At 37.1% G+C, this 25,910-nt stretch carries 19 protein-coding genes; 11 read left to right on the top strand and 8 right to left on the bottom strand.

What is annotated here, in order from left to right; translation table 11 throughout:
* Window positions 1–15: 15 nt before the first annotated feature.
* From AC2S94_RS12450 to flxY, 4 genes are all read left to right on the top strand, one after another.
* Entirely contained in the window at window positions 16–1,221 is a 1,206-nt protein-coding gene (locus AC2S94_RS12450; protein WP_484628900.1) for a DUF2062 domain-containing protein, read from the top strand.
* The gene (locus AC2S94_RS12455) at window positions 1,221–4,211 is read left to right on the top strand and encodes an MMPL family transporter (RefSeq protein ID WP_484628901.1); all 2,991 of its coding nucleotides are present in this window, start codon (window positions 1,221–1,223) and stop codon (window positions 4,209–4,211) included. Before AC2S94_RS12450 ends, AC2S94_RS12455 begins: the two co-directional genes overlap by 1 nt.
* A gap of 69 nt (window positions 4,212–4,280) precedes the next feature.
* Window positions 4,281–5,873: a C45 family autoproteolytic acyltransferase/hydrolase gene (locus AC2S94_RS12460; protein ID WP_484628902.1), complete on the top strand. Its 1,593-nt coding sequence runs from the start codon at window positions 4,281–4,283 to the stop codon at window positions 5,871–5,873.
* Window position 5,874: 1 nt separating this feature from the next.
* Entirely contained in the window at window positions 5,875–7,149 is a 1,275-nt protein-coding gene (flxY, locus tag AC2S94_RS12465) for a flexirubin biosynthesis putative acyl-CoA ligase FlxY (RefSeq protein WP_484628903.1), read from the top strand.
* Here the strand turns inward: flxY and AC2S94_RS12470 are convergent, their stop codons facing one another.
* From AC2S94_RS12470 to tsaD, 6 genes are read right to left on the bottom strand one after another with little or no spacing between them, the layout of a single operon-like run.
* Window positions 7,150–8,331: a class I SAM-dependent methyltransferase gene (locus AC2S94_RS12470; RefSeq protein WP_484628904.1), complete on the bottom strand. Its 1,182-nt coding sequence runs from the start codon at window positions 8,329–8,331 to the stop codon at window positions 7,150–7,152.
* A 9-nt stretch (window positions 8,332–8,340) separates the two neighbouring features.
* The gene (locus AC2S94_RS12475) at window positions 8,341–9,429 is read right to left on the bottom strand and encodes an AI-2E family transporter (RefSeq protein WP_484628905.1); all 1,089 of its coding nucleotides are present in this window, start codon (window positions 9,427–9,429) and stop codon (window positions 8,341–8,343) included.
* A 12-nt stretch (window positions 9,430–9,441) separates the two neighbouring features.
* The gene (locus AC2S94_RS12480) at window positions 9,442–9,966 is read right to left on the bottom strand and encodes a TrmH family RNA methyltransferase (RefSeq protein WP_484628906.1); all 525 of its coding nucleotides are present in this window, start codon (window positions 9,964–9,966) and stop codon (window positions 9,442–9,444) included.
* The gene (locus AC2S94_RS12485) at window positions 9,963–10,610 is read right to left on the bottom strand and encodes a DUF4159 domain-containing protein (RefSeq protein ID WP_484628907.1); all 648 of its coding nucleotides are present in this window, start codon (window positions 10,608–10,610) and stop codon (window positions 9,963–9,965) included. Before AC2S94_RS12485 ends, AC2S94_RS12480 begins: the two co-directional genes overlap by 4 nt.
* Window positions 10,611–11,321: a 16S rRNA (uracil(1498)-N(3))-methyltransferase gene (locus AC2S94_RS12490; protein ID WP_484628908.1), complete on the bottom strand. Its 711-nt coding sequence runs from the start codon at window positions 11,319–11,321 to the stop codon at window positions 10,611–10,613.
* Between the two features lies 1 nt (window position 11,322).
* Window positions 11,323–12,345: a tRNA (adenosine(37)-N6)-threonylcarbamoyltransferase complex transferase subunit TsaD gene (gene tsaD / locus AC2S94_RS12495; protein ID WP_484628909.1), complete on the bottom strand. Its 1,023-nt coding sequence runs from the start codon at window positions 12,343–12,345 to the stop codon at window positions 11,323–11,325.
* A gap of 124 nt (window positions 12,346–12,469) precedes the next feature.
* On the opposite strand from tsaD, the gene AC2S94_RS12500 reads away from it, so the two are divergent.
* The 3 genes from AC2S94_RS12500 to AC2S94_RS12510 all read left to right on the top strand — a co-directional run bounded on the left by AC2S94_RS12500 (window position 12,470) and on the right by AC2S94_RS12510 (window position 18,317).
* Window positions 12,470–16,843 (top strand): translocation/assembly module TamB domain-containing protein, encoded by a 4,374-nt coding sequence (locus AC2S94_RS12500; protein ID WP_484628910.1) that lies wholly within the window; start codon window positions 12,470–12,472, stop codon window positions 16,841–16,843.
* A 117-nt stretch (window positions 16,844–16,960) separates the two neighbouring features.
* Window positions 16,961–17,947: a 6-phosphofructokinase gene (gene pfkA, locus AC2S94_RS12505; protein ID WP_484628911.1), complete on the top strand. Its 987-nt coding sequence runs from the start codon at window positions 16,961–16,963 to the stop codon at window positions 17,945–17,947.
* Between the two features lies 1 nt (window position 17,948).
* Window positions 17,949–18,317: a methylglyoxal synthase gene (locus AC2S94_RS12510; protein WP_484628912.1), complete on the top strand. Its 369-nt coding sequence runs from the start codon at window positions 17,949–17,951 to the stop codon at window positions 18,315–18,317.
* A gap of 4 nt (window positions 18,318–18,321) precedes the next feature.
* On the opposite strand, the gene AC2S94_RS12515 is transcribed toward AC2S94_RS12510, so the two are convergent.
* Both AC2S94_RS12515 and AC2S94_RS12520 read right to left on the bottom strand, forming a co-directional pair.
* Window positions 18,322–18,705, bottom strand: coding sequence for a RidA family protein (locus tag AC2S94_RS12515; RefSeq protein ID WP_484628913.1), 384 nt, complete (start codon window positions 18,703–18,705; stop codon window positions 18,322–18,324).
* Window positions 18,706–18,732: 27 nt separating this feature from the next.
* A complete protein-coding gene (locus AC2S94_RS12520; protein ID WP_484628914.1) occupies window positions 18,733–21,426 on the bottom strand; it encodes a putative LPS assembly protein LptD in 2,694 nt (897 codons plus the stop codon).
* 136 nt (window positions 21,427–21,562) lie between these two features.
* Between AC2S94_RS12520 and AC2S94_RS12525 the strand changes: the two genes are divergently transcribed.
* The 4 genes from AC2S94_RS12525 to AC2S94_RS12540 are packed head-to-tail and all read left to right on the top strand — an operon-like array spanning window position 21,563 to window position 25,873.
* Window positions 21,563–22,690: an N-acetylmuramoyl-L-alanine amidase family protein gene (locus tag AC2S94_RS12525; RefSeq protein WP_484628915.1), complete on the top strand. Its 1,128-nt coding sequence runs from the start codon at window positions 21,563–21,565 to the stop codon at window positions 22,688–22,690.
* 56 nt (window positions 22,691–22,746) lie between these two features.
* Window positions 22,747–23,700, top strand: a complete 954-nt coding sequence (locus AC2S94_RS12530; protein ID WP_484628916.1) for an MlaD family protein — start codon at window positions 22,747–22,749, stop codon at window positions 23,698–23,700.
* 6 nt (window positions 23,701–23,706) lie between these two features.
* Complete coding sequence (locus tag AC2S94_RS12535) at window positions 23,707–25,047, top strand: 4Fe-4S dicluster domain-containing protein (RefSeq protein WP_484628917.1); 1,341 nt, start codon at window positions 23,707–23,709, stop codon at window positions 25,045–25,047.
* A gap of 34 nt (window positions 25,048–25,081) precedes the next feature.
* Window positions 25,082–25,873 carry a (Fe-S)-binding protein gene (locus AC2S94_RS12540; RefSeq protein WP_309561183.1) on the top strand — a complete coding sequence of 264 codons (792 nt, stop codon included), beginning with the start codon at window positions 25,082–25,084 and terminating at the stop codon, window positions 25,871–25,873.
* Window positions 25,874–25,910 lie beyond the last annotated feature (37 nt).

Here is a 25,910-nt window from a genome sequence, read left to right on the forward strand (position 1 = left end):
GTAAATAATTTCAGAGTGGAAAAAGAGCCGGTTTTTCAAAAAAGATTTGAAGATCTTAATTGCTGCGTCATTGTACCCACCTACAATAATGCACATTCTCTCGGTAGCTTTTTAGCCGATCTCAAGCTATATACAAAAAGTATTATCATCATAAATGATGGCTCTACAGATAAAACCGCTGAAATCTTATCACAACATCCTGAATTACATCAAAAAATTCATCCTGAAAATAAGGGTAAGGGAATTGCTCTGAAAACCGGTTTTCATCATGCCGAAGAACTGGGATATGATTATGCCATTACCATAGATTCTGATGGTCAGCATTATCCAGACGATCTGGATGTTTTTCTTACTGAATTGGAATCTAAAAGTGAAAATGATCCAGAGTTGTTACTTGTAGGTGATCGTAACATGGGTCGCGATGGAATTCCTGGCAAGAGTAGTAAAGGAAACAGGTTTTCTAATTTCTGGTTTCTGGTAGTTACCGGCATAGAGCTTCACGACACGCAAAGTGGTTTTCGTCTCTATCCCATAAAATTGATCAATTCCTTAAAACTGATTACCTGGAAATTTGAATTAGAAATCGAAGTTTTAGTAAAAGCTGCGTGGAAGAAAGTAGAAGTAAAAAATATCCCAATCAAGGTTTTGTATCAGGAAGGGGATAGGGTTACGCATTTCAGACCATTTTGGGATATTGTGCGCATCGTACTGCTTTATATGTGGTTTGTGTTGGTTAGTTTCTTCTATATTCACCCTAGAAATAAATATCAGGATTTCAAGAATAAAGGTTTTAAAAAATTTTGGAAAGAAGATATTATTAAAAGCCAGGAGCCACCCCATAAAAAAGCAGCGGCAATTGCTTTAGGAATTTTTGTTGGTATATCCCCATTTTGGGGGATTCATACGCTACTTGTTTTTACTTTAGCCGCCGTTTTTAGATTAAATAAGGTTATAGCCTTTTTATTCTCTAATATAAGTATACCACCTTTTATTCCTTTTATAATTTACGCTAGTTATCAGGCTGGTTCTTTAATAACAGGAAAAGGTTTCGATTGGGATCTTAAACTTCATAAATTCGATACAGGAACCGATGTTTTTATGGGTCTTTGGCAATATATTATGGGTAGTTTCGCTCTCGCAATTGTCATGGCCATTAGTCTGTGGATTGTATTTTATTTTTTATTTTCGGTCTTTAACCAAAAGCAGGTGGTCAAACCTTAATGCATAAAGCTTTCTTTAATATTTACAGCTATTTGAAAAACCATAAGAAGATCGGTTTTTCAATCTTGCTATTGTACATAATCATCGTTTCTCTTTTTGCCTGGAATATCACTCTTGAAGAAGATATTACCAAGTTAATCCCTTCCGGAAAAAAACAGGAGCTGCTCAAAAAGATCCTGAAAGAAACCGATTTTTCTGATAAAATCATTATGAGTATTTCTGCTGAATCTGAAAACGTAACCCCAGATTCATTAGTTCAATATGCAAACGAATTCACGCATATTCTTAATGAGGATTATGCTGAATATGTGCTGGAGGTAAAAGGTAAGGTACCTGAAAAGGACATCAAGCAGATCTACAATTTTGTTTACAACAATCTTCCTATATTTTTAAATGAACAGGATTATAAAAAAATAGATGATCGCCTTGTTGAAGATAGTATTCAAACCAGGATTACCTCGGGTTACAAACAGTTAATGTCTCCCACAGGTTTTGTGACAAAAGATTATTTTTTAAGTGATCCTTTAAATTTTACAAATCTTGGCCTGGAGAAGCTTCAGGAATTACAGGTAGGTGATAACTTTAGTATTTATAAAAATTACCTGGTTACCAAAGACAAGCAGCATATAATATTATTTCTGGATCCAGTTTATCCTGCTTCAGAAACGAATCAGAATGAGATCTTTATTAATTCTCTTAAAGAAACGGTAGATGGATTGAATCAAAAATATCCTTCAGTTGGAGGAAGCTATTTTGGCGGAGTCCTGTATTCATTGGCCAATGCAAATAGAATAAAAAGTGATATTCGCCTCACCATGGGAATAGCAATAAGCCTTTTACTATTATTGCTCATTATCTTTTATCGTAAGTTTTATGTTCCACTTTTATTGTTTTTACCGAGTCTACTGGCCGGTATTTCAGCTATTGCGATTCTGAGTATTTTCAAAGGAAGTGTTTCTGCAATTTCCCTAGGAATAGGAGCAATTCTGCTTGGCGTCACTTTAGATTATGCCTTACACATCATGACGCATTTTAGGAACAACCGGGATGTTATGCATTTATATCGTGATATCACGAAACCTGTAATAATGAGTAGCTTAACGACGGCTATAGCATTTTTATGTCTCATTTTCGTGCAAAGTGAAGCCCTGAACGATCTCGGAATTTTTGCCGCGATCAGTGTTCTTTTGTCTTCAGCATTTGCGCTGATCATTATCCCTTTATTCTACAATCCTGGAACGGATAAAAATAGAAATATTACCCTTCTCGATAAAATTGCATCCATAGATTACTCCAGGATTAAACCTTTGGTTTATACCGTGATTGCTGTATTTATTGTTTCGCTTTTCTTTTTCAATAAAGTGCAGTTCAATAACGATCTTTCCAAACTAAACTACCAGCCGGAAAAAATTAAAAATTTAGAGATAGAACTGGAAGCGCTTGCCGGTAGATCAGGAAAAAGTGTCTATATGATCGCCTATGGAAATACGGTTGATGAAGCACTACAGCAAAATAGCAAATTATATCAGCGTTTGCAGGATTTTGAAAATGAAAGCTTGATCAGAAATTTCAGCAGTATTGGCGGTGTTATTCATTCTACGACCACACAGGCAGAAAAAATTGAAAACTGGAACTCATTTTGGAGTTCTTCTAAAATAGATTCTACGGAGCAGGAATTGATTACAGTTTCTTCGGATTATGGATTCAGACCTGAAACTTTTGAGAGATTTTATGATCAGCTGGCTACAGATTATAACACTATCGGACTCAGTGATTATAAAAATGCCGGTTCATTATACTTAGATGATTTTATTTCTGATGGTGAAGAATTGGCTACGGTTACAAGTACAGTTAGTCTCGAGGAGGAAAAAGCTGATGAATTTCTTTCCTATTTTCAGGAGGAAACAGGTGTTTTTGCATTGGATCGAAAAGCGATGAATCAGAGTTTCCTGGGAAATCTTCGAGCAGATTTTAATAAACTTATCATGATCTCTGTACTCGCAGTTTTCATCGTTCTGCTAATCTCATACCGAAACCTGGAAATCAGTCTATTCACATTGCTGCCTATCGCGGTGACCTGGATCTGCGCTCTAGGGATTATGGCCATGCTGGATATTGAATTCAATATTATGAATATCATAATTTCTACTTTCATTTTCGGTTTGGGGCTGGACTACAGCATTTTTATCACCAATGCCTGCCTAAATGAATATGAAACAGGAAAATATGATCTGAAAACCTATCAGACTTCTATTCTTATTTCGGTGATTACCACTCTACTTGGGATGGGTGCGCTCATTTTTGCTCAGCATCCCGCTTTAAGATCTGTCTCTGTTATTTCAATTATTGGAGTTCTTACTGCCGTTATGGTTAGTTTTGTACTTCAACGAGCTATTTTTCGAAAACTAATTCTGAATAGGGTTGAAAGCGGAAAAGCTCCTCTATATTTTAAAAAGTTAGGAGATTACAAAGGCAGGATTAGTCAGAGCGAAAGTGAAAAGCTATATAGAAAACGTGCCGTTCTCGATAATTACAGGTATAAAACATCTTATTCAGTAGTTAAGAATAGATTCAGAAATCTTCGTGAAAAAAACCTGAGGATCAGTAGATATATTGAGAACGGCGAAAGTATTAGTGTGATCAATTCAGGATATGGAATTATCCCGCTTTTCCTTTCCTATAAGTTTAAAGAATCTGGTATTCATGCATTTGAATCGAATGCAGAATCAATTGATATTGCAAAGAGTACGGGAAGAGCTAAATCTGCTGAAATTCAATTTTATCAGGAACTGGAAGAACTGCCGGAAACTAAAGTTTATGTTATTCATGGAAGTTTTGATAATGCAAAAATCCTTAAGGAACTGATTAAGCAAAAGGCTGAAAAAGTGATTTTTGTGGAATCAGATTTTCCAAGCAGGTGGTTACTGGATCTTAATTTTGAAATCATTTATCGCCAGAACAATATACTGGTCTATCGAAAAGCTGATTAAATGCGACTTAGGATTCTCATAATTTCATTCATAGTTGTAAACATCAGTTCTTGCGGTGTCAAAAAATCCATGCGCCAGAAACCGGATATTTCAGGTATTGAAAACATTGATACTACCAGGATAAAGCATAGCGAAACCTTTTTTAGCTTAGGTAAAAACCAATTGTTTCAGAATGAACAGGGAATTTGGGAACTTTATCTTGAAGGAGATGCTTTGGAAAGGGGGATCGCTAACGGAAATCTTACCCGGGAATTGATTCACCACCAGGAAATTGCTTTCATGAATAAACTTCAGGAAATGGTACCATCAGAGAATTATCGTGGTTTTCTGAAATCTATTGTTGCCTGGTTTAACAGGAAAATGTATCTGCACGTTCCAGAAGAATATAAGCAGGAGATTTATGGCGTTTCACGATACGGACTGCAGCGATTTGACGATTTTGCCCCAGGATACATTAGAATGCTCTATTTTCATGGTGCGCATGATATTGGCCATGCATTGCAAGATCTAATGCTGGTAGGCTGTACATCCTTTGCTGCCTGGGATTCAAAAACAACAGATGGTGAGTTACTTCTGGGTAGAAATTTTGACTTTTACGCCGGAGATGAATTTGGAGAACAGAAGATCGCTGCATTTGTAAATCCTGATTCCGGAAATAAATTCATGATGTACACCTGGGGCGGAATGATAGGTGCAGTAAGCGGTATGAACGAGAAAGGGATTACGGTGACCATTAATGCCGGTAAGTCAAAAATGCCATTTATGGCTAAAACTCCTATTAGTTTGCTTGCTCGTGAAATTTTACAATATGCCTCAACTACCAAAGAAGCCATTGAAATTGCCAGGAAGCGAGAAGTTTTCGTGTCTGAATCTATTATGGTTGGAAGCGGAGATGAACGAAAGGCTGTTTTAATAGAAGTTTCTCCTGCTAATTTCGGGGTTTATGAAGTCGAAAATTCAGATGAATTGATCTGTAGCAATCACTTTCAAAGCGAAGCTTATTTGAATGATAACAGGAATATAAAAACGATCGAGGAAAGCCATTCCAAATATCGGTATGATCGTATGACAGAGTTGGTTTCAGAAACAAATAAAATTGATCCGGAAAAGGCGGTTTCCATTCTTAGAAATATGAAGGGTATTGACGATGAGGATATTGGTTATGGAAACGAGAAAGCTATCAATCAATTACTGGCACATCATGGGATCGTATTTAAACCAGAAGAAAGAAAGGTGTGGGTTTCTTCAAATCCCTACCAAATGGGGGAGTTTGTAGCTTATGATCTGGAAAAAGTGTTTTCCAGATTTGGTAACGGTTTAGTTTCAGAATCTGTGGCTGAAAAAAAACTGAATATTCCCGCAAGTGATTTTATAGAAACAAAAGCCTATGAGGATTACGAAGAATTTAGAAAGCTGGAAGTTGAAGTGAAGAATCAAATGACCAACGAACAGAAAATTTCAATCGAATCAGCCATAAAGCTGATTGAACTGAATCCTGATTTTTGGGAATCCTGGTATTTAGCAGGTGAGATTTATTATCAGAATGAAGATTATAAGAAGTCGGTAATTCATTTCAAACAGGCAATGAAAAGAGAGATCACGACCACTTCCGATGTAGGACAGGTTGAGAAAATGATCAAAAAAAGCTATCGAAAATTGTAAGATGAGCAATCTATATTTTAAAGATTCAGAGATAATCAAAGCTGAACAGTTGAAACTGTTGCAACAGCAAATAAAATATGCTTCAGCTCATTCTGCTTATTATAAGCGACTTTTTAAAGAAAAGTCAATTTCGATAAAGGATACTTTTTCAGAAAATGATTTTCAAAAAATTCCCATAACTACCAAAGAGGATCTTCAACATTTCAATAAGGATTTTATCGCCATTCCTGAAGATGAGATCATAGATTATGTAACCACTTCTGGGACCCTGGGAAGTCCGGTGAATTTTGTATTAAATAATGCTGACCTCGATCGACTTGCAGAAAATGAATTTCGTTCCTTTCAGCTTGCTGGAATAAAAAAATCTGATAAAGTTCAGATCACTACTACGCTGGATAGAAGGTTTATGGCTGGGCTGGCTTATTTTTTAGGTTTAAGGAAACTCGGCGCAGGAATTATTCGAACAGGTAGCGGATTACCGCAATTGCAATGGGAAAGTATAGAAAGATTTCAGCCGAATTACCTGGTAGCTGTGCCTTCATTTTTACTGAAAATGATCCAATATGCCGAGGAGAATAATATTGATTATAAGAATTCATCGATAAAGGCCGCGATTTGTATAGGAGAACCTTTACGTAACCTGGAATTCAGTTTAAATGCTTTAGGCCGGAAGATCAGCGACAAATGGAAGATAGAGCTGTTCTCTACCTATGCCTCTACAGAGATGGCTACAGCATTTACCGAATGCCCGGAACATAGAGGAAATCATGTACTCGAAGACCTTATCTATACTGAAATACTTGACGACAAAGGAAAACACGTGCAACAAGGCGAAATCGGTGAATTAGTAGTAACTCCTCTTGAGACCGAAACCATGCCTTTACTGAGGTTTGCAACTGGTGATATGCTTACATATCATGAAAATACCTGTACTTGCGGCCGAAATACGCGTAGATTAAGCCCGGTAATAGGAAGAAAGCAACAGAAAATTAAGCTTAAAGGAACCAGTTTATATCCACAACATATTATCGAAGTATTGAATAGCTTTGGTAAACTCACAACATTCGTAATCGAAGCAAGGCTAGACAATTTAAATAATGATAAGGTAGTTGTTATGGTGCCGGATTCTTTTAAAGAAGTTGAAAGTCTTAAAGATTTTTTCAGGTCACATCTTAATGTAACTCCGGAAATTCAAACCCATAAAATTGAAGATATTCAGAAATTGAAATTTCCGAAAGCGAGTAGGAAACCTCAGGTTTTTCGAGACCTTAGATGATCATACTTTATTACAGATAAGCACGATCTTTTCATTATCAATATTAGTAGTGAAAAAAATATAATCGCTTCCCCCATCTTTAATTTTAAATTTTTTCCTGATATTTTCTACAGTTTCAGGGAAATTACGGACGGTTATATTCGCTTTTTTTGATTTAAAGTATTTCTTCAATACCGAGGGTTTATATTCTTTAAAATCAATTATTTTGAATCTTCTACCGGGGAATTTAAGAAGTGTATTTGAAGTATATAGATGGGAATGTTGATGCAATTTTCTGGTTTCAGTAACTGAACAAAGCCTATCAAACAAACCACTTTTCATTATGGCTGCATTCGGTTCATAAAGATAAGATTCAGGTAAACCAAAATTAACGGAATTAGGTTCGTGACCTTGCTTTCCTGAAAACCTTTGAATATGGTCTTTTTCGAAATTAACGGTATTTATTATCGTTCCTTTTTGATAATTCTTTTCAAGTATCCAGAGTAATTCTTTTACTTCGTTTCTAACTGCGATAATATGAACTTCCTTTACATGTTGCAGTTCCAATATTCCTGCGCTGATATCAAGAATAGGGGAGCTTTTGATCATAAGTTGATCACTGTGAGCAAACAATAATTCAAGATTTTCAGGAATATTTGGTTCGCAATCTTCAAATTTAAAAACCTTTCCACCGGAATCATCTCTCCTAGCTGGATCTGCATAGATCCAATCATACCTTTGAGAATTATCCTTGAGAACATTCAAGCTATTTTTGTTGATAACCTGGATGTTATCGGCTTTTAGAATTTTAAAATTATGCCTAGCGACCTCGGCCAGTTCACTATTCATTTCACAATAGGTAAAGCTTTGAAAATTCTTAGAAAGGTAATAAGAATCAATACCTAATCCGCCAGTGAGGTCGATACCGGTTTTTCCTTCAACAAGAGTAGATTTATATTTTGCTGTGATTTCCGAAGAAGTTTGCTCCAAATTCAGTTTTGGCGGGTATAGGATTTCCGAATTGTTATAGAATTCAGGAAACTTCTTCTCTGCGGTTTTCAATCCTTTGATCTGCCGGGCAATTTCCTGGATACTTACATTTTCAAACGGACTCCCTTTCAGAATAAGTGAAGGCAGATCTTTTTTCTGATTCTGTTTAATGAATCTGATAACTTCAGGATCAAGAAGAGCCTTATTCAACATGGGAAAGTTTTAGAGGTCTCGAGTAAGCCTTTTAACGATCTTGTATTCACTTAGAGTCTCCTTCGCGATCACTTTCAGTGCAGTATAAAAAGGAACCGCCACAACCATCCCTGTGATCCCAAACATAAGTCCGGCGATCAAAATGATGAGAAAAATTTCTAAGGGATGAGATTTTACGCTGGCTCCAAAAATCATTGGCTGTGAAATAAAGTTGTCTATTAACTGGCATATTGCATAACCAAGCATAACATAGATCAATCTTGGTAGAATAATGCTACTGAAATCTGCTCCAAGAAAACTGGAGATCACAAAAAGTGCCATTAAAATGCCCGCTAATAAAGGTCCTAAATAAGGTACAAGGTTCAGAAAAGCGCAAATAAATGCTATCGCTATTGGATTATTGATCTCAAAAACCGAAAGTAATATTGTGTAAAGCAGGAATAATACTGCTATTTGCATGGTTAAGCCAACAAAATATCTTGAAAGTAAAACCTTGATCTTATTAAAAACCCTCTGGAATTTTTGTTCTTCACCACGATTGGCAAATACCAGAATACTGTTCAGCATTAACTTGCTGTCTTTTAAGAAAAAGAATGAAATAAATAAGATCGAAAATACAGCAACTAGTGTAGCACCTAGAATTCCGAAAACATTATTTAAGAACTGAGGGATAAGACTCACATCAAAATTACGAATGAATTCACTTCTTTTGAGTCCTTCTATAATATTGATTTCTTCAACGCCAAGGTAATTATTCACCTGCTCATTGAGGTCTGTAAGGTCGCTTTTAAAGGCTTCAATATCAATTTGTCCCAAATATCTGCTTTGTTCAATGATGATCGGAACAAAAACGAATATAATACCGACGAAAATTGCCAGCACCATAACAAGTACAGTTATTACCGCTATTTGATTAGGAAAGCGAAGTTTATTCCTTAGAAATATTACAATTGGTCTTCCAATAAGGGCGATTACACCAGCAACCGCAACATAAACGATTACCGATTGTACTTCCCACAAAAAATAGAGCAGAAGCAAGATACCGATCATGATACCTGTAGCTCTTAGAATTCCATTTGCAAAGTCGTGTGCTTTCACAGCGTAAATATATTATTTCTTATCAAACTTGTTGAATTCTTTAGTAATTTCATATAACGCAATTCCAACAGACTGTGCCACATTCATACTGCTGTTCTTACCGAACATTTCAATATGAAATACATGATCGCATAAATTTAGAACTTCTTCGCTAATACCATGTCGTTCATTTCCAGCAACAAGCACAATTTTTCGGTTATTTTGGAGGCTGAAATTTTCAATAGGTAAACTGGTAGTGGTGATTTCTATCGCTAATGGTGAATAAGCATTGCTCTTTAATTTTTCTAAAGCAAGCACGGTGTCTTCTTCGAATTCGAATGCTACCGTATTATGTGTATTTCTCGCGGTTCTTTTAAGTCGATTGCTTTTCAGGTTTGGTTCACTACCGCAAAAAATAATTTTTTCGATTCCGAATGCATCTGCGAGCCTGAACATACTACCCAGGTTGGCTTCACCAATAATGTTATCTAATAAAAGAATTATCGGAAACTCCTTTTTCTGAAAGGTAGTTTCTTCGTGTGAAAGCTGATCTATCAATTTTCGAAGGCGTATTTTATAATATTGGCGCCCATTTTGAGCGCTTTCTGTCTAACTTCTTCTGGGTCATTATGAACTTCAGGACTTTCCCAGCCATCTCCAAGGTCACTTTCAAATGTAAATAATAGGATCAATCGGTCGGCTTCAAATAAACCAAAAGCTTGTGGTGTTTGAGCATCATGTTCATGAATCTTCGGTAATCCATTTGGAAAATTATAAGCTGCCGAAAATATTGGATGATTTGCAGGAAGCTCCGATAATTCCTTTTCCGGAAAAAGTTTTTTGATCTCTTTTCGAACGTATTCATTCATTCCGTAATTATCATCAATATGCAGAAAGCCCCCACTTAATAGATAATTTCTCAAATTTTCAATTTCATCATCGTTGAAGATCACATTTCCATGCCCTGTCATATGTACTAACGGATATTGGTATATATCTGTGCTACCGGGTTCTACTGTCTGGGGTTTGGAATTTATTTTCGTATTGATATTGGCATTGCAGAATTTTATAAGATTTGGCAAGGCGGTTGGATTAGAATACCAGTCTCCGCCGCCATTATATTTTAAAACTGCGATCTCCTGGGAACGAACCAAATTGGTTAATCCAATCAAAAGCAGTATTAAAATGAATATTCTACGCATCTATTTTTGATTCTTTAAAGCTACGGTATGACAGGCAACGATCGCTGCCGTTTCCGTTCTTAACCTGCTATCTCCTAAACTCACTGGTTTCCATTGATTCTTAATTGCTGAAGTGATCTCTTCAATACTAAAATCTCCTTCCGGACCTATTAGAATATTTATGGTTTTCGCAGACTCAATTTCATTTTGAAGATAAGTTTTTTCCATCTCATCTTCGCAATGGGCAATAAATTTCAATCCGCTCAGATCATTCCCGATAAATTCTGAAAAATTAACCGGATCATTGAGTTTTGGCATTCTAAAATGAAGAGATTGTTTCATTGCACTTTGCAGGACCCTTTCAAATCGGTTCAATTTTACCACCTTTCTTTCGCTATGTTCGCAAATTACGGGTGTGATCTCATGAACACCTATTTCCATGGCCTTTTCCAGGAACCATTCATAACGATCGTTCATCTTGGTAGGTGCCACGATCATATGTAGATAATATGGCGAATCTGGTTGTTTTTCTGAAGAAATCACCTTGGCCACACATTGTTTTATATTTGCTTCAATGATTTCAGCATTTACCAACAATCCCAAACCATTGGTAATGTTCAAAATATCACCCTCTTTTTTCCGAAGAACTTTTACAATATGCTTGCTTTCGTCACGCGGAAATATGATCTGCTTATCATTTTCAGATATTTCTGGATTATAAAAAAGCTGCATACTAAAATTTATATCTGGATTGAGCGGTGATTGAAAAGTCAGCGAAATCTTCTTTCAAAAACTTATGATATCCTGCAATTCCAATCATCGCCGCATTATCTGTAGTATATTCAAATTTCGGAATAAAGCATTTCCAGCCCCATTTTGCTTCAGCATCTCTCAATGCCTGTCTTATACCACTATTGGCCGAAACTCCGCCACCAATCGCAACCTGGTTTATTCCCGTTTCTTTTACCGCTTTTTTTAGCTTATCTACTAATATTCCGATAATAGTATATTGTATAGATGCGCAGATATCTTTAAGGTTTTTTTCAATAAATTCCGGGTCGTTTTTAGTTTCTCGCTGAACAAAATATAGCACCGCAGTCTTAAATCCGCTAAAACTGAAATCCAAACCTTCTACTTTTGGTTTAGGAAATTTGAATGCTTTAGGATTTCCTTCTTTGGCATATTTGTCTATCAAAGGTCCGCCGGGATATGGTAACCCCAGGATTTTAGCACTTTTATCGAAAGCTTCTCCAACCGCATCATCCATGGTTTCTCCAATTACATCCATTTTAAAGTAATCATTTACTTTGACGATCTGGGTATGACCACCACTAATCGTCATAGCAAGAAACGGAAATTCGGGCTTATCAAAACCGTCTTCTTCAATAAAATGTGCAAGGATATGTGCCTGCATGTGATTTACTTCTATGAGAGGAATTTCCAACCCCATAGCCAGAGACTTGGCGAAAGAAGTTCCCACCAATAAAGAACCCATCAATCCCGGGCCTCGAGTAAAAGCAATTGCAGAAACATCTTTTTTATCGATATTTGCCTTCACCAATGCCTGGTGAATCACGGGAACAATGTTTTGCTGGTGAGCCCTGGAAGCCAATTCTGGAACAACTCCGCCATATTGTTGATGAACTTCCTGGGTGGCGACAATATTTGAAAGGATTCTTCCGTTGCAAAGTACAGCCGCAGCTGTATCATCACAGGAAGATTCAATTGCAAGAATGTTAATTTTTTGATCTGGCATCAGAAATTATTGGACTTAGAAGTTGTAAATTAGACGCAAAGTTAAAACATAAAAACGTATCAAAAAATTCTGGAAAATACTAACTAAAACGCTGGTTGCCCTCGTTTTGTTATTCATAATTTTATTGATAGTTTTTTCCATTCCTACGGTTCAAACTTCTGTAGCTAAAAGACTTACTGATTCTCTTCGTGAAAAGAACGATGTGAATCTTAACATTGGTAGGGTATCCATTGGTTATTTCGGGAATATTAAGCTCAACGATATTTATGTTGAAGATCATCACGCAGATACGCTTCTCACGGCACGTGAAATCAGGTCTTCAATTCTAAGTTTTACCAGTCTTATGAACAATGCTCCTAATTTAGGAGACACGCGTATTGAAGGTTTAAACATGCAAATGCGCCGGTACAAGAATGAAGATAAGGATAATCTAGGAGTACTTATTGAAAAGCTTAGAAAAGAGCCAACCGGAGATTCTACGCATTTTGAACTTCATGCAGAAAATGTTGAGATATTAGACAGCCGTTACAGTTATATTGATGAAAACCTTGACAAACAGGATGTTGTGGTGGTTGATAATTTAAGTATTTACGCCAATGAATTGCAGATCGATGATGAAAATATTGATATCGATATTGGTAGTTTGAAGGGATATGAGCATCGCGGAATTGAAATTGATCAACTTTCAACTCAATTTCATTATGATCCTACTAAGATGAATCTTGTTGATATGACTCTTCAAACGCCCGGTTCTCTTTTGGATGCTGATCTGTATTTTAATTATGAACTTTCAGATTTTTCAGATTTTGAGAATTTGGTTCGAGTGGAAGCTAAATTCAGGGAAAGTATTCTCTCCAGTAATGACTTAAAAGCTTTTTACGATGGTTTTGGTGACGATCAGATTTTACAATTTCAGACAACACTAACCGGAACCTTGAACGACTTTCACCTGGCTGATTTTAAATTACAGGGATTAGACAGAACTGAAATTTATGGAGAATTCCAGGTAGCCGGATCTTTTTCAGACGATCCTGACGAATTCAGTTTTGAAGGAAGTTTTTCAGATTTCAATACCAACTATTATGATATGGTGAATTTTCTTCCGGGAGCTCTCTTGGGAAAATTACCGGAAAGGCTACGTGATTTTGGAAGCGTAAATATGAAAGGAAATACTTTTGTTACCAAATCATCGCTAGATGCAGATGTGTATTTAAACAGTCAGTTAGGTTCTGCCAATGCTGATTTTATTCTTAAAAATTTCAACAATTCTTCAGCATCTACCTACAAGGGGAAATTGGTTTTTAAAAATTTCAATATTGGAAGGTTGATCGATGATCAAAAATTTGGAAAGACCAGTTTCGACCTGGATTTTGATGGTGGCGGTTTTGATCGTGAAGATCTTAATACTCAATTAAAAGGTTCTATTTCAAAACTGACTTATAATAATTATACCTATTCTAATATCAGGGTAATTGGAAACCTGCGTAATCCGCTTTTCAATGGCTACTTTGTTTCAGACGATCCAAACTTGCAAATGGAATTTAATGGTCTGGCAGATGTTTCGGAAGATATCAATGTTTATGATTTTGAGGCTTCCGTTGAATATGCAGATCTTAATAAACTTAATTTCGTAAATCGTGATAGCATCTCCGTTTTCAAGGGTGACGTCATTATGAATATGAAGGGAACAGATATAGACAATGCTTTTGGGAACATCCTATTACTGAACACCTCTTATAAAAACCAGAACGATCTCTATTATTTTGACGATTTAAGTATCACCTCTAGTTTTGAAGGCCCGGTACGTACGATCACTATTAATTCACCTGATGTGATCAATGGAGAAGTGACAGGAATCTTCAAAATGAATGAAGTAGGAGCCCTGGTTGAAAATTCTATTGGTTCTATTTATACCAATTATAAACCCAGGACCATCACCACTAACCAATACATGGAATTCGACTTTGATATCTACAACCAGATCGTGGAAGTCTTCTATCCTGAAATTGAACTTGCTCCAAATACATTTATCAGAGGTCGGGTAGAATCTGATGAATCTGAATTTCGTTTAACTTTTAAATCTCCTCGTATTGATGTCTTTGACAATATGATCGAAGAGATCAATCTTCAGGTAGACAACACAAACCCTATTTACAATACTTATTTTGAAGCAGATAGTGTTGCAACCGATTTCTATAATTTTTCTGAATTCAGTTTCATTAATGTTACGCAAAGAGATACGCTTTTCATTCGTTCAGAATTTAAAGGTGGAAGCAAGAATAATGATGAATTCAACCTGAACCTATTCCATACGATTAACGAAAACAATAAATCGGTAGTTGGTATTCAGCAATCAGACTTCAAATTCAAGGATAATGTCTGGTTTCTGAATGAAGAAGATAACCGAAGTAATAAGATCATTTTTGATAATAAGTTTAGAGATCTTCAGATAGATTCCCTAGTGATGAGTCATCAGAACGAAGAAATAAGGTTAAGCGGTGAGATGCGTGATTCCACTTATAAGAATTTCAAAATGAAATTTGAGAATGTGGATATCGGCAAGATAACCCCTGAAATTGACAGTCTGGACTTGGCCGGAACATTGAATGGAGATCTGGATCTGTTACAGGAGGATGGTGCATATTACCCGAATACTAATTTGAAAATAGATTCTCTTGAAGTGAATGATACTTATATGGGGAACTTACAGATGGATGTAAAAGGTAATACAGATCTTACGAATTACTCAGTTTATGCAGTTCTGCAGAAAGAAGGACTGGAATCACTTTCAGCGATTGGCGGTATTAATGTAAGCGGAAATGAGCCTGCCATAGACCTGGAGGTGAATTTGAATAAATTAAATATGTCAATTTTTACCGCCCTGGGTGCAGATGTACTTACCGATATACGAGGTTTTGCTTCCGGTCGCGCCTTTGTTACGGGGAATTATAAAAACCCTGATTTTTCGGGAAGCCTGGATCTTACGAAAGCCGGTTTGCGTATTCCTTACCTCAATGTTGATGTAGATTTTCAGGATAGGGCTAAGGTTAATTTAACCAAGCAGCAGTTCGTTTTTGATAATATCGAAATTGTTGATACAAAATATAAAACCAGGGGAACGCTGGATGGGATAATTTCACACAGAAATTTTTCACAATGGTTTCTGGATCTTTCTCTAAATTCCAATAGAATGCTTGTTCTGGATACGGAGGCAGATGAAGATGCACTTTATTACGGTACAGCCTTTATTGATGGGGAAGCTACCATCAAAGGACCTACTGATCAATTAGTGATTGATGTTACCGCATCCACCGAAAGAGGAACGGTTTTCAAAATTCCATTGAGCGATACAGAATCTGTTGGAGATAATTCTTTTATCAGATTTTTAAGTCCGGAAGAAAAAGCGGCAAAACTTGCTGGAGAAGAATTGGAACTTCCGGAGGTAAAAGGGATTGAAATGATCTTTGATCTTGATATAACCAATGATGCTGAAGTGGAAGTTGTAGTAGACCAGACCAGTGGAAGTACGCTGCGTGGTCGAGGTTCAGGAAACCTTTTGTTGGAGATCAACACCAATGGTAAATTCAATATGTGGGGTGATTTCATTGTTTACGAAGGTGTCTATAATTTCAAATATGCGGGCTTAGTACAAAAAGTATTTACGGTAGAATCTGGAGGAAGTATTAACTGGGACGGAGATCCTACCGATGCTCAGCTGGATGTAAGTGCTGTTTATTCTTTAAATGCAAATCCAGCGGTTTTACTGGAAAACCCATCGGTTAACCGAAAAATACCCGTTGATGTTGTGATCAATCTTCAGGGAGATATCGAGCAACCAGATATTGGTTTTGAGATCGAATTTCCAAGTGCAAGTTCTACGGTAAAATCAGAATTGCAATATCGAATTGACGATCGTGCCACCACAGAACTACAGGCTTTATTTCTCGTTACACAAGGTACATTTTATAGCGAATTCGGTCTTAGAGGCGCTGCGATTTATGGAACACTTGCAGAAAGAGCTTCGAGTATAGTCAATGATATATTTGCAGATGATGATGGTAAATTCCAGGTTGGAGTAAACTACGTTCAGGGAGATCGGACGCCAGATCAGCAAACGGTAGATAGATTTGGATTGACCTTATCTACCCAAATTTCAGATCGTGTGATCATAAACGGGCAGGTGGGTGTACCTATTGGAGGAGTTACCGAGTCTGTGATCATTGGTGATCTTGAGATCGAATTTCTTCTGAATGAAGATGGAACCCTTCGAGCCAAGGTTTTCAATCGAGAGAATAATATTCAGTTTATTGGAGAGGAAATAGGATTTACACAGGGAGTTGGACTTTCTTATAATGTAGATTTTGATACTTTCAAGGAGTTGATCAGGAAGATCGCAAATACAGAGTTAGTAGGTCCAGATACTGAAGTGGAAAGGAAAAAATCAGCCAAATCTATGGCGCCAGATTATATCAATTTTCAATCTGCAGAGGAAAATTAAACTTTAATATTTATTTAATCAGGTTTTAGTTACTTCAATATAATTTTGAAGGAATTATTCGAGTATACCAAAATCTTTAAATTTAGTTTGTAGATTTAAGTTTCAATTGAAATTTTTATGAGTAAGAAAGTTAGAAGAATTGGAGTAATGACCTCTGGTGGTGATTCACCGGGAATGAACGCAGCGATAAGAGCAGTAGTAAGAACCTGTGCCTATTACCATACAGATTGTGTTGGCTTTTACAGAGGTTTTCAGGGAATGATCAATGGTGAATCTGTTAGTTTGAATGCAAGAAGCGTTCGTAATATCGTAAACCAGGGAGGAACCATCTTACAATCAGCACGTTCTAAAGAATTTCTTACTGAAGAGGGCAGAGCTAAAGCGGCTAAAAACCTAAAAGAAGCTGAGATCGATGCTATGATCCTAATTGGTGGTGACGGTACTTTTCGTGGCGGACAGGTTTTTAGTAAAGAGCATGATATTCCTGTAATAGGTGTTCCCGGAACTATTGATAATGATATTTACGGAACCCACTACACCATTGGTTATGACACGGCTTTAAATACAGTTGTAGAAGCCATTGATAAGATACGTGATACTGCAAGTTCTCACAACCGCCTGTTCTTTGTGGAAGTTATGGGAAGGGATGCTGGCTTTATTGCATTGAATAGCGGCATTGGAGCAGGAGCCGAAGAAATTCTGATCCCTGAGGAAAATCTTGGTCTGGAGCGTCTACTGGATTCTCTGGAGCGTAGTAGGAGAGCTGGAAAAACATCTAGTATCGTGGTGGTTTCGGAAGGTGATAAAACTGGAAAGAACGTTTTTGAACTAGCTGAGTACGTAAAGGAGAAGTTACCTTATTACGACGCTCGTGTAACCGTTCTTGGTCATATTCAAAGAGGTGGAAGACCTAGTTGTTTTGATCGTGTTCTGGCTAGTAGATTATCTGTAAAAGCCGTAGAATTACTGCTGGATGATAAAAAGGATTTGATGGTGGGAATGTTGAATAACGAGATAGAATCCTGTAGTCTGGATCAGGCGCTGAAGGGTAAAAACAATATCAATAAAGATCTTCTTAGAATTTCTGAAATACTTTCTACGTAATATGAAGACTATTGCAATAATTGCCCATGACGGGAAAAAGCCTGAAATGGTTCAATTTCTAAATGAAAACAGGGAAATCCTGGATTCTAAACAATTAAAGATCATCGCCACCGGTACTACAGGGTCAAAAACTGAGGCTGCCGGATATAAAGTAGAAAAACTTCTTTCTGGTCCTTTGGGAGGTGATGCTCAAATTGCTGCCAGGATCGCGGAAGGTCTCGTGGATATGGTTATTTTCTTTAGAGATCCTCTTGATAAACATCCTCACGAACCAGATATTTTTATGTTGATGCGTTTGTGCGATGTGCACAATGTGCCTTTGGCTACCAATCCAGCCACGGCTAGATTGCTTATTAAAGGTCTGGAGTAGGATATTAGAATTTAACCGCGATCGCGCTAATCTCAACATTTACAAATTTTGGAAGATTTGCAACTTCAACAGTTTCTCTTGCAGGAGCATTATCAGATTTGAAGTATCTTGAATATACATCGTTGATCTTTCCAAAATTATTCATGTCGCTTATAAAAATCGATGTTTTTACCACATGATTTAAATTAAGACCTGCTTCAGTCAAAATAGCCTTCAAGTTCTCCAGGACCTGAACTGTCTCTTCTTCAAGATCATCAATTTTCAACTCACCAGATTCAGGATCTAAGGCGATCTGCCCTGAAATGTAAAGTGTGTCGCCGGCAAATATTGCCTGGTTGTATGGTCCTATTGGTGCAGGTGCTTTATCGGTTTTTACTACTTTTTTCATTTTCAGAATATTTTGTGGATTCAGGTATTACAGAGTTCTGTCTCTGTCTCTACGTTGTTCGTATTTAATATCGCTTAATATGCTTGATTTGATCCTGATCAGGAAGTTCCATGATTTTCTATCTCCGAATGGAACCCAGCTAAAACTCATCAGCCAGCTGTCCAGATCCCTCTGAAATCTAAGTTGGGTAGGGGTGACACCATTATTGACAACATCGTAACCAGAACTTACTCCAACTTTCCATTTCGGGGCCAATTCCACATTTCCATTGAACATGATGGAATGGGATGAGATCTGACTTTGTCTTGCGTTATTGGAATAATTAAGGCTATAAGCAAGTCTCACATCCCATGGAATTTTATAATTATACCAGGAACTTTCATTTTCCTCTTCTTCACCTTCAAACGGATCTTCATCAAACAGTTCACCATCTGGCCCCATTCCTTTTCCAAAAAGATCATCCGGTCTACCGCCATTCCTAAAAGTCTCATTTTCCAGCTCATCGGTTTCTTTTTCATTTCCTCCTTCAAAGTCTTCATTAGAGAAAGAATAACCAAAGTTTACGGTTCCATTAGTTAACCTGAATAGACTTCCGCCGTTTTCAATATTCAGCCTATCAATTCTTCTGTTATTATTATCAAGCGCATAAATATCCAGGTTCCCACCAAAGTTTATGTCGAGTTTATTTTTAACAATAGGGATGGAACCTCGAAGTGCAATGGGAGAGAGCTTTAACGAATCCCCGGCAAGATTATACCTGGTACTTACGCTGAAGTTATTTAGTAAAGTTATTTTCTTAGGTTCTGTTGCGGTACTATCTCTGTCGGTTACCTTGGCCTCAAAAGTGTTGCTGATACTCAATCCTAAAGAACTCGAAAAATTTCTACCGGGAGCACCGTACAATGTTCCATCAAATCGTGAATAGTCTACCAACTCAATAATATCATCAGTAGTTGGATCATCACGCTCATAAGTATCATAAAATTGGTCGAAAGCAGGGTTAATATTATAGCTAATAGAGGGACGCATCACATGTCTTATAGCCTGAAATTTATTTCCCTTTTTAAAATTTACTTTTCCATAAACCGTTGTTCCTAAACTTGCGTTGAAATTATAGGTTCTGTAAGAATCAAATCCGTTAATGGTATCAATTACCACTTCATCTATTACTGGATCATAACTCCTTTCAAATGTTCTGGAAACCCAGGTCTCTTCATAACTCGTTCCTGTACTAACACTTAAATATTTTAATATCTTGAAGTTTGTTGACAATGGAATCGAGTGTTGTGCACCAAGCCTTGCATTTCTAAACATTTCAGGTTTAAAGAAAAGCGAATCAACCGTATTCATCTGGTTTTCTCCTCTTAAATTATACTGAAGATTGATATTTTCGATGATCCCATTTTTAGCACCGCTTTTAGGAGCAAAGGGATAAATCCTGGACATGCTTAGTTGCAGTGTAGGAAGACTTAAATTCACCACGCCAGTTCTTGTATTCTGCGAGTGTCGGGCAGCTAAGCTCAGGTTGACCTGTGGTTCTCCCGGAAAGGTTTTGCTGTAGGAAACCGAAGAACTCAAGGTGTTGTTAAGATAGTTTCCGGTATTCGCCTGGTTAATAGATTCTGCATAATATTCACTACTTCCCAGGTTTACCGAAGCAGAAAATCTCGAGGTTGGATTCGCCTTTGCATCCTGACTATGAGACCATTGGATGTTATAACTTGATCTCTCACTGAAATCAGGAAAACCACGTTCACTATTGAAAAGCTTTTCAAAACGTACCCTGGCATTACCTCGATATTTATATCGCTTGGCATAATTTGAAGAGAACTCTAACGTATAAGAGCCATTTGTGTAATAACTACCAAGGGCTAAAAGATCTACGTAATCACTAATTGCAAAATAATATCCCCCATTTTGAAGATTATAACCATACTGGCCATCACCAAAAGAAGGAATTATGAATCCTGAAGTTTCTTCATCGGTAAGCGGAAAATATCCGAAAGGTAAACCTAAAGGTGTAGGTACATCTGCTATGTACATATTTACAAGACCTGACACGATCTTTTTGTCTGGAACGAATTTAATTCTCCGCGCGTAGAAGAAATAATCTGGATCATCAACATCTTCAGAAGTTGTAAATCTTACATTCTTCATAAAATACACCGAATCGTTTTCACGCTTCGTCACCATTCCCTTTACGTTAAATTCAGATTCCTGGGTTCTTGAATTATAAACCAGTGCTCTTTGTGAATTAAAATTGAACCTGATGGAATCTGGCTCTACCTTACGCTGCGCCTGTGTAAAAATTGGTTTTTGGGAATATGCATCTGTAGAATCTGGAATTCCATAGGCATAAATTTCATTTTTTGCATTGTCTATAATGATAAGTCCGGCTTCTATGGTCATATCTCCATAAACAACTTGCGCTTCATTATAGAGATACATTTTATTATCGCGCGGACTAAGTCTCATGTAGTCCTTCGCTTTATATCTAACAATATCAGTAAGAAACCTTGGTTTTCTAACGCTATCAGTCTTTACGGTATCCTGAACCAGTAGCTGTTCCTGAATTTCCTGAGAATTAACGGCAGGGGCTATGGAATCCTTTTCCGCTTCTACAGGAATAGACGAATTTTCACCTTCCTGCGGATATAAAACAAGGGAAAAGAACAGCATGAAAACTAAGCAAAAAAGACTATTCGGGATATTTGTTTGCAATGCTTTAAGTGCTATTTTTGTACAGATTGGCTTGCTTTTTGCAAATTCAAAATTACATATATTTTTTCAGCTGAGTTTTGAGAGTGCAGCAAAAATATTAATTAAAATATTCACCCCACATTAGCGTTAGCTTTTTATGAGAACGAACTTACTTAAACTTTTCGTATTCACAATCGTCTTATTCAGTCTTTCTTTTTCGGGCTTTTCAGCAGAAGTACCCCCGAATAAGGATGAATTTGTAGTTGTTCTGGATGCCGGTCATGGTGGTAAAGACCCTGGGAACATGGGGAATGGCTTTAAAGAAAAGGATATTGCATTAAGTATTATTCTGAAGATAGGGAAAGCTTTAGAAAAGTACGATGGTGTAAAAGTTGTCTACACCAGGAAAACCGATGTTTTTGTAGAGTTGTTCGAAAGAGGAAGAATTGCGAACGAAGCCAATGCAGATCTTTTTGTTTCTGTTCATTGTAATTCACACAGTTCACAAGCTAAGGGAACTGAAACTTTCGTTTTAGGACTTAATAGAAATGAAACGAATTTCGAAGTTGCAAAAAAGGAAAACTCTGTAATCTATCTGGAGGAAAATTACGAAGTTACTTACGAGGGATTTGATCCAAATTCACCGGAATCTACTATTGGATTAACCATAATGCAGGAAGAATATTTGGATCAGAGCATCTTACTGGCAGATCTGGTTCAGAAAGAATTCACCAATGATCTAAAGAGAGTGAACCGAGGAGTGAAGCAAATGGGATTGATCGTTTTACATCAAACTTATATGCCGAGCGTTCTTGTAGAAACCGGTTTTCTTACCAATAACCAGGAAGGTCCATACTTAAATAGCGGAAGAGGGCAGGATGACATGGCTCGAGCTATAACCGAAGCGATTGTGAAATACAGTGAAACCATTAATCTTAATCTTCTGGAATCTATCGCTAAAAGTCACCCTTTGGAGCCTAAACAAACTGACATAAAAACTGAACAGCATCAGGTCTATGAAGATGTGATTTTTAGAGTTCAGCTGGCGGCGGGTTCTAAAAAGATTGATCCTAAACCTTATAATTTTAAAGGTCTTAGCGGAATAGACCGTTCCAAGGAAGGAAAACTTTACAAATATTACTACGGAGAAACTTCAGATTATCTTAAAATTCAGCAATTGCATCAGGATGCTATAAAGAAAGGATACACAACCAGTTATATAGTTGCATTCAAGGATGAGCAAAAAATCACGGTTAATGACGCGTTAAAATCTAAGCTTAAATAGAATGTCTTTTCTATTTTTATTTCTAAATTTGTGCGTATTCATTAAATAATTTGCTTTTGAAATATTCCAGAGAGGTCAAAACTGCCTTACTAGCTATTACTGCAATAGTTATCTTAATTTTTGGTTATAGTTTTCTGAAGGGAGAAAATCTGCTGGATAACAGTCGAACCTTCTATGCAGTCTATGATGATGTCGAAGGACTCTCACCATCCTCAGAAGTTACTATTAATGGTTTGAAGGTAGGACAGATCACCAGTATCGATTTCCTGAATAGATCTGGAGATCTATTGGTAACCTTTACCGTAAAGAACGATTTTCAGTTTTCTAAGAACAGTCAGGCACAGATCTATGGTGGTGGTATCATAGGTGGTAAATCTTTGGCAATTGTTCCGGAATACAATGAGAATGTTGAATGGGCTAAAACAGGTGACACCCTTCCTGGCGGAAAAGAAGAAGGTATCATGGAGCTTGTTAACGATAGGCTTACTCCGCTTCAGAATAAAGTGGAAGGAACAATCGTAAGTGCCGATTCAATGCTTACCGCTATCAATGAAATTCTTGATGATTCTACACGAAATAACATCAGAGGAACTTTTAGAAATTTAGATGCTACCGTTTCTTCTTTTAGAGTAACTGCAGACGAACTGCAGGGAATTGTAAAAGGTAATTCAGAAAAACTCGACAGAACTTTTACCAATCTTGATGAGATGTCTACGAACTTCAATAAGTTTTCAGACACGCTTACAAATATGAATATTAACAAGATCACTAAAGATCTTGAAAAAGTGATTGCTGACTTTGAAGGAATTTCTGACAAACTGAACAATGGTGATGGGACAGCAGCAAAACTTATTAATGACCCGGCGATTTATAATAATTTAGACAGAGCTACCAAACAAATGGAACAGCTGCTTCAGGATATCAAATTAAATCCTAAGCGATATGTTCACTTTTCAGTATTTGGTAAAAATCCGGGACCATACGAGGAACCGAAAGATTCTTTAAAATAACCAACCATGCAAATTGTTGCGCAGATTTTATTTGTGATTGCCCTTGTGGCAGGAATTGGCTTTTTTGCCAGAAATATCAAAAGAGTTATCAGAAACGTGAAACTTGGAAAAGAAGTAGATCGTTCAGATAATTCAGGCGCCAGATTTGCTAAAATGGCTAAGGTTGCCATGGGTCAGAGCAAAATGGTAAAAAGACCTATTGCCGGACTTCTTCACATTATTGTCTATGTAGGTTTTATCATTATTAATATCGAAGTATTGGAGATCATCATTGATGGGATCTTTGGTACACACAGGATCTTCGCATTCATGGGTGGATTTTATGATGTCCTGATCGCAAGCTTTGAAATTCTAGCATTCCTTGTTTTTGTTGGAGTGATCGTTTTCTGGATTCGTCGAAATTTAACGCACATCAAAAGATTTTTAAGCCGTGAATTAAAAGGTTGGCCAAAGAATGATGCCAATTACATTCTTTACTTTGAAATGGTATTGATGATTCTTTTCATCACTATGAATGCCGCAGATTACCAGTTACAATTAAATGGTGCAGATCATTATGCTTCTGAAGCCGGAATCATGGGAAGTTTTCCAATTAGTCAGTATTTATTGCCTCTTCTTGAAGGTATGAGCAATGCTACTTTAATAATAATCGAAAGAACGGCCTGGTGGTTGCATATTCTGGGAATTTTATTTTTCCTGAATTACCTGTATTATTCAAAGCATCTACATATTCTTCTTGCCTTCCCAAATGTTTATCTATCTAAATTAACTCCGCAAGGAGAATTTGATAACCTGGAATCGGTTAAAAAAGAAGTTGAATTAATGATGGATCCTAATGCTGATCCATTCGCCGCTCCGGCCGAAGGTGAAGACGAAGCCGAACCAGACAAATTTGGTGCTTCAGATATTTTTGATCTGAACCAGGTTCAGCTACTAAATTCTTACACATGTACGGAATGCGGTCGCTGTACTGCAGAATGTCCCGCCAACCAGACCGGTAAAAAATTATCTCCTAGAAAGATTATGATGGATACCCGGGATAGGGTGGAAGAAGTAGGAGAAATCATCAATAAAAATGGGAAGTTTGAAGATGACGGGAAGAAATTACTGGACGATTATATTTTAAGAGAAGAACTTTGGGCCTGTACTACCTGTAACGCTTGCGTAGAAGCATGCCCGATTGGTATAGATCCGCTTTCTATCATCCTGGATATGAGAAGATATTTAGTGATGGAAGAAAGTGCGGCTCCAAACGAATTGGCTATTGCGATGACCAATATCGAGAATAACGGAGCACCATGGCCTTATAACCAAATGGATCGTTTGAACTGGGCTGAAGAAAAATAATTAAAAATTTAAGAATTAGATAAAGAACAACGATATGGCAGAAGCACTAAAGGTTCCTACAATGGCCGAATATATGGCGGAAGGCAAAAAACCGGAAGTTTTATTCTGGGTTGGTTGTGCAGGAAGTTTTGATGACCGTGCAAAAAAGATCACTAAGGCCTTTGTGAAACTTTTACAACAGGCAGGTGTAGATTTCGCCGTTCTGGGGACTGAGGAGAGTTGTACGGGCGATCCGGCAAAAAGAGCAGGAAATGAATTTCTTTTCCAGATGCAGGCAGCCACAAATATCGAAGTTCTTAATGGTTATGAAATTAAAAATGTGGTTACTGCCTGTCCTCACTGTTTCAATACTCTTAAAAATGAATATCCTGCTTTAGGTGGTAATTATGATGTTATGCACCACACGCAATTTTTAAAAACTCTTTTGAACGAAGGAAGGTTAAAGGTTGAAGGCGGTAAATTCAAAGGAAAGAAGATCACTTTTCACGATCCATGTTATTTAGGTAGAGCAAACGGAGAATATGAGGCTCCCAGAGATCTTTTGAGAAAACTTGAAGTTGAGCTGGTTGAAATGCGTAAGTGCAAGAAAAACGGACTTTGTTGCGGTGCCGGTGGTGCACAAATGTTCAAGGAACCAGAACCAGGAAATAAAGATGTAAACATCGAAAGAACTGAACAGGCTCTGGAAACTCAACCGGAAATAATTGCGGCAGGTTGTCCTTTCTGTAATACCATGATGACAGATGGTGTTAAAAACAAGGAAAAAGAGGATAGTGTGGCAGTTATGGATGTCGCTGAAATGATCGCAAACGCCGAAGATCTGTAAATTATATTCCAAAAGTTAAAACCCGGTACTATATTTG

Source organism: Christiangramia pacifica, from assembly GCF_057221535.1.

Excerpts from the sequence above, each read along its gene's own strand:
- tsaD (WP_484628909.1), bottom strand. The coding sequence starts at position 12,345 with ATGCCAGATCAAAAAATTAACATTCTTGCAATTGAATCTTCCTGTGAT.
- AC2S94_RS12485 (WP_484628907.1), bottom strand. The coding sequence starts at position 10,610 with ATGCGTAGAATATTCATTTTAATACTGCTTTTGATTGGATTAACCAAT.
- AC2S94_RS12525 (WP_484628915.1), top strand. The coding sequence starts at position 21,563 with ATGAGAACGAACTTACTTAAACTTTTCGTATTCACAATCGTCTTATTC.
- AC2S94_RS12535 (WP_484628917.1), top strand. The coding sequence starts at position 23,707 with ATGCAAATTGTTGCGCAGATTTTATTTGTGATTGCCCTTGTGGCAGGA.
- AC2S94_RS12460 (WP_484628902.1), top strand. The coding sequence starts at position 4,281 with ATGCGCCAGAAACCGGATATTTCAGGTATTGAAAACATTGATACTACC.
- flxY (WP_484628903.1), top strand. The coding sequence starts at position 5,875 with ATGAGCAATCTATATTTTAAAGATTCAGAGATAATCAAAGCTGAACAG.
- AC2S94_RS12540 (WP_309561183.1), top strand. The coding sequence starts at position 25,082 with ATGGCAGAAGCACTAAAGGTTCCTACAATGGCCGAATATATGGCGGAA.
- AC2S94_RS12455 (WP_484628901.1), top strand. The coding sequence starts at position 1,221 with ATGCATAAAGCTTTCTTTAATATTTACAGCTATTTGAAAAACCATAAG.
- AC2S94_RS12490 (WP_484628908.1), bottom strand. The coding sequence starts at position 11,321 with ATGCAGCTTTTTTATAATCCAGAAATATCTGAAAATGATAAGCAGATC.
- AC2S94_RS12470 (WP_484628904.1), bottom strand. The coding sequence starts at position 8,331 with ATGTTGAATAAGGCTCTTCTTGATCCTGAAGTTATCAGATTCATTAAA.
- pfkA (WP_484628911.1), top strand. The coding sequence starts at position 16,961 with ATGAGTAAGAAAGTTAGAAGAATTGGAGTAATGACCTCTGGTGGTGAT.
- AC2S94_RS12515 (WP_484628913.1), bottom strand. The coding sequence starts at position 18,705 with ATGAAAAAAGTAGTAAAAACCGATAAAGCACCTGCACCAATAGGACCA.
- AC2S94_RS12510 (WP_484628912.1), top strand. The coding sequence starts at position 17,949 with ATGAAGACTATTGCAATAATTGCCCATGACGGGAAAAAGCCTGAAATG.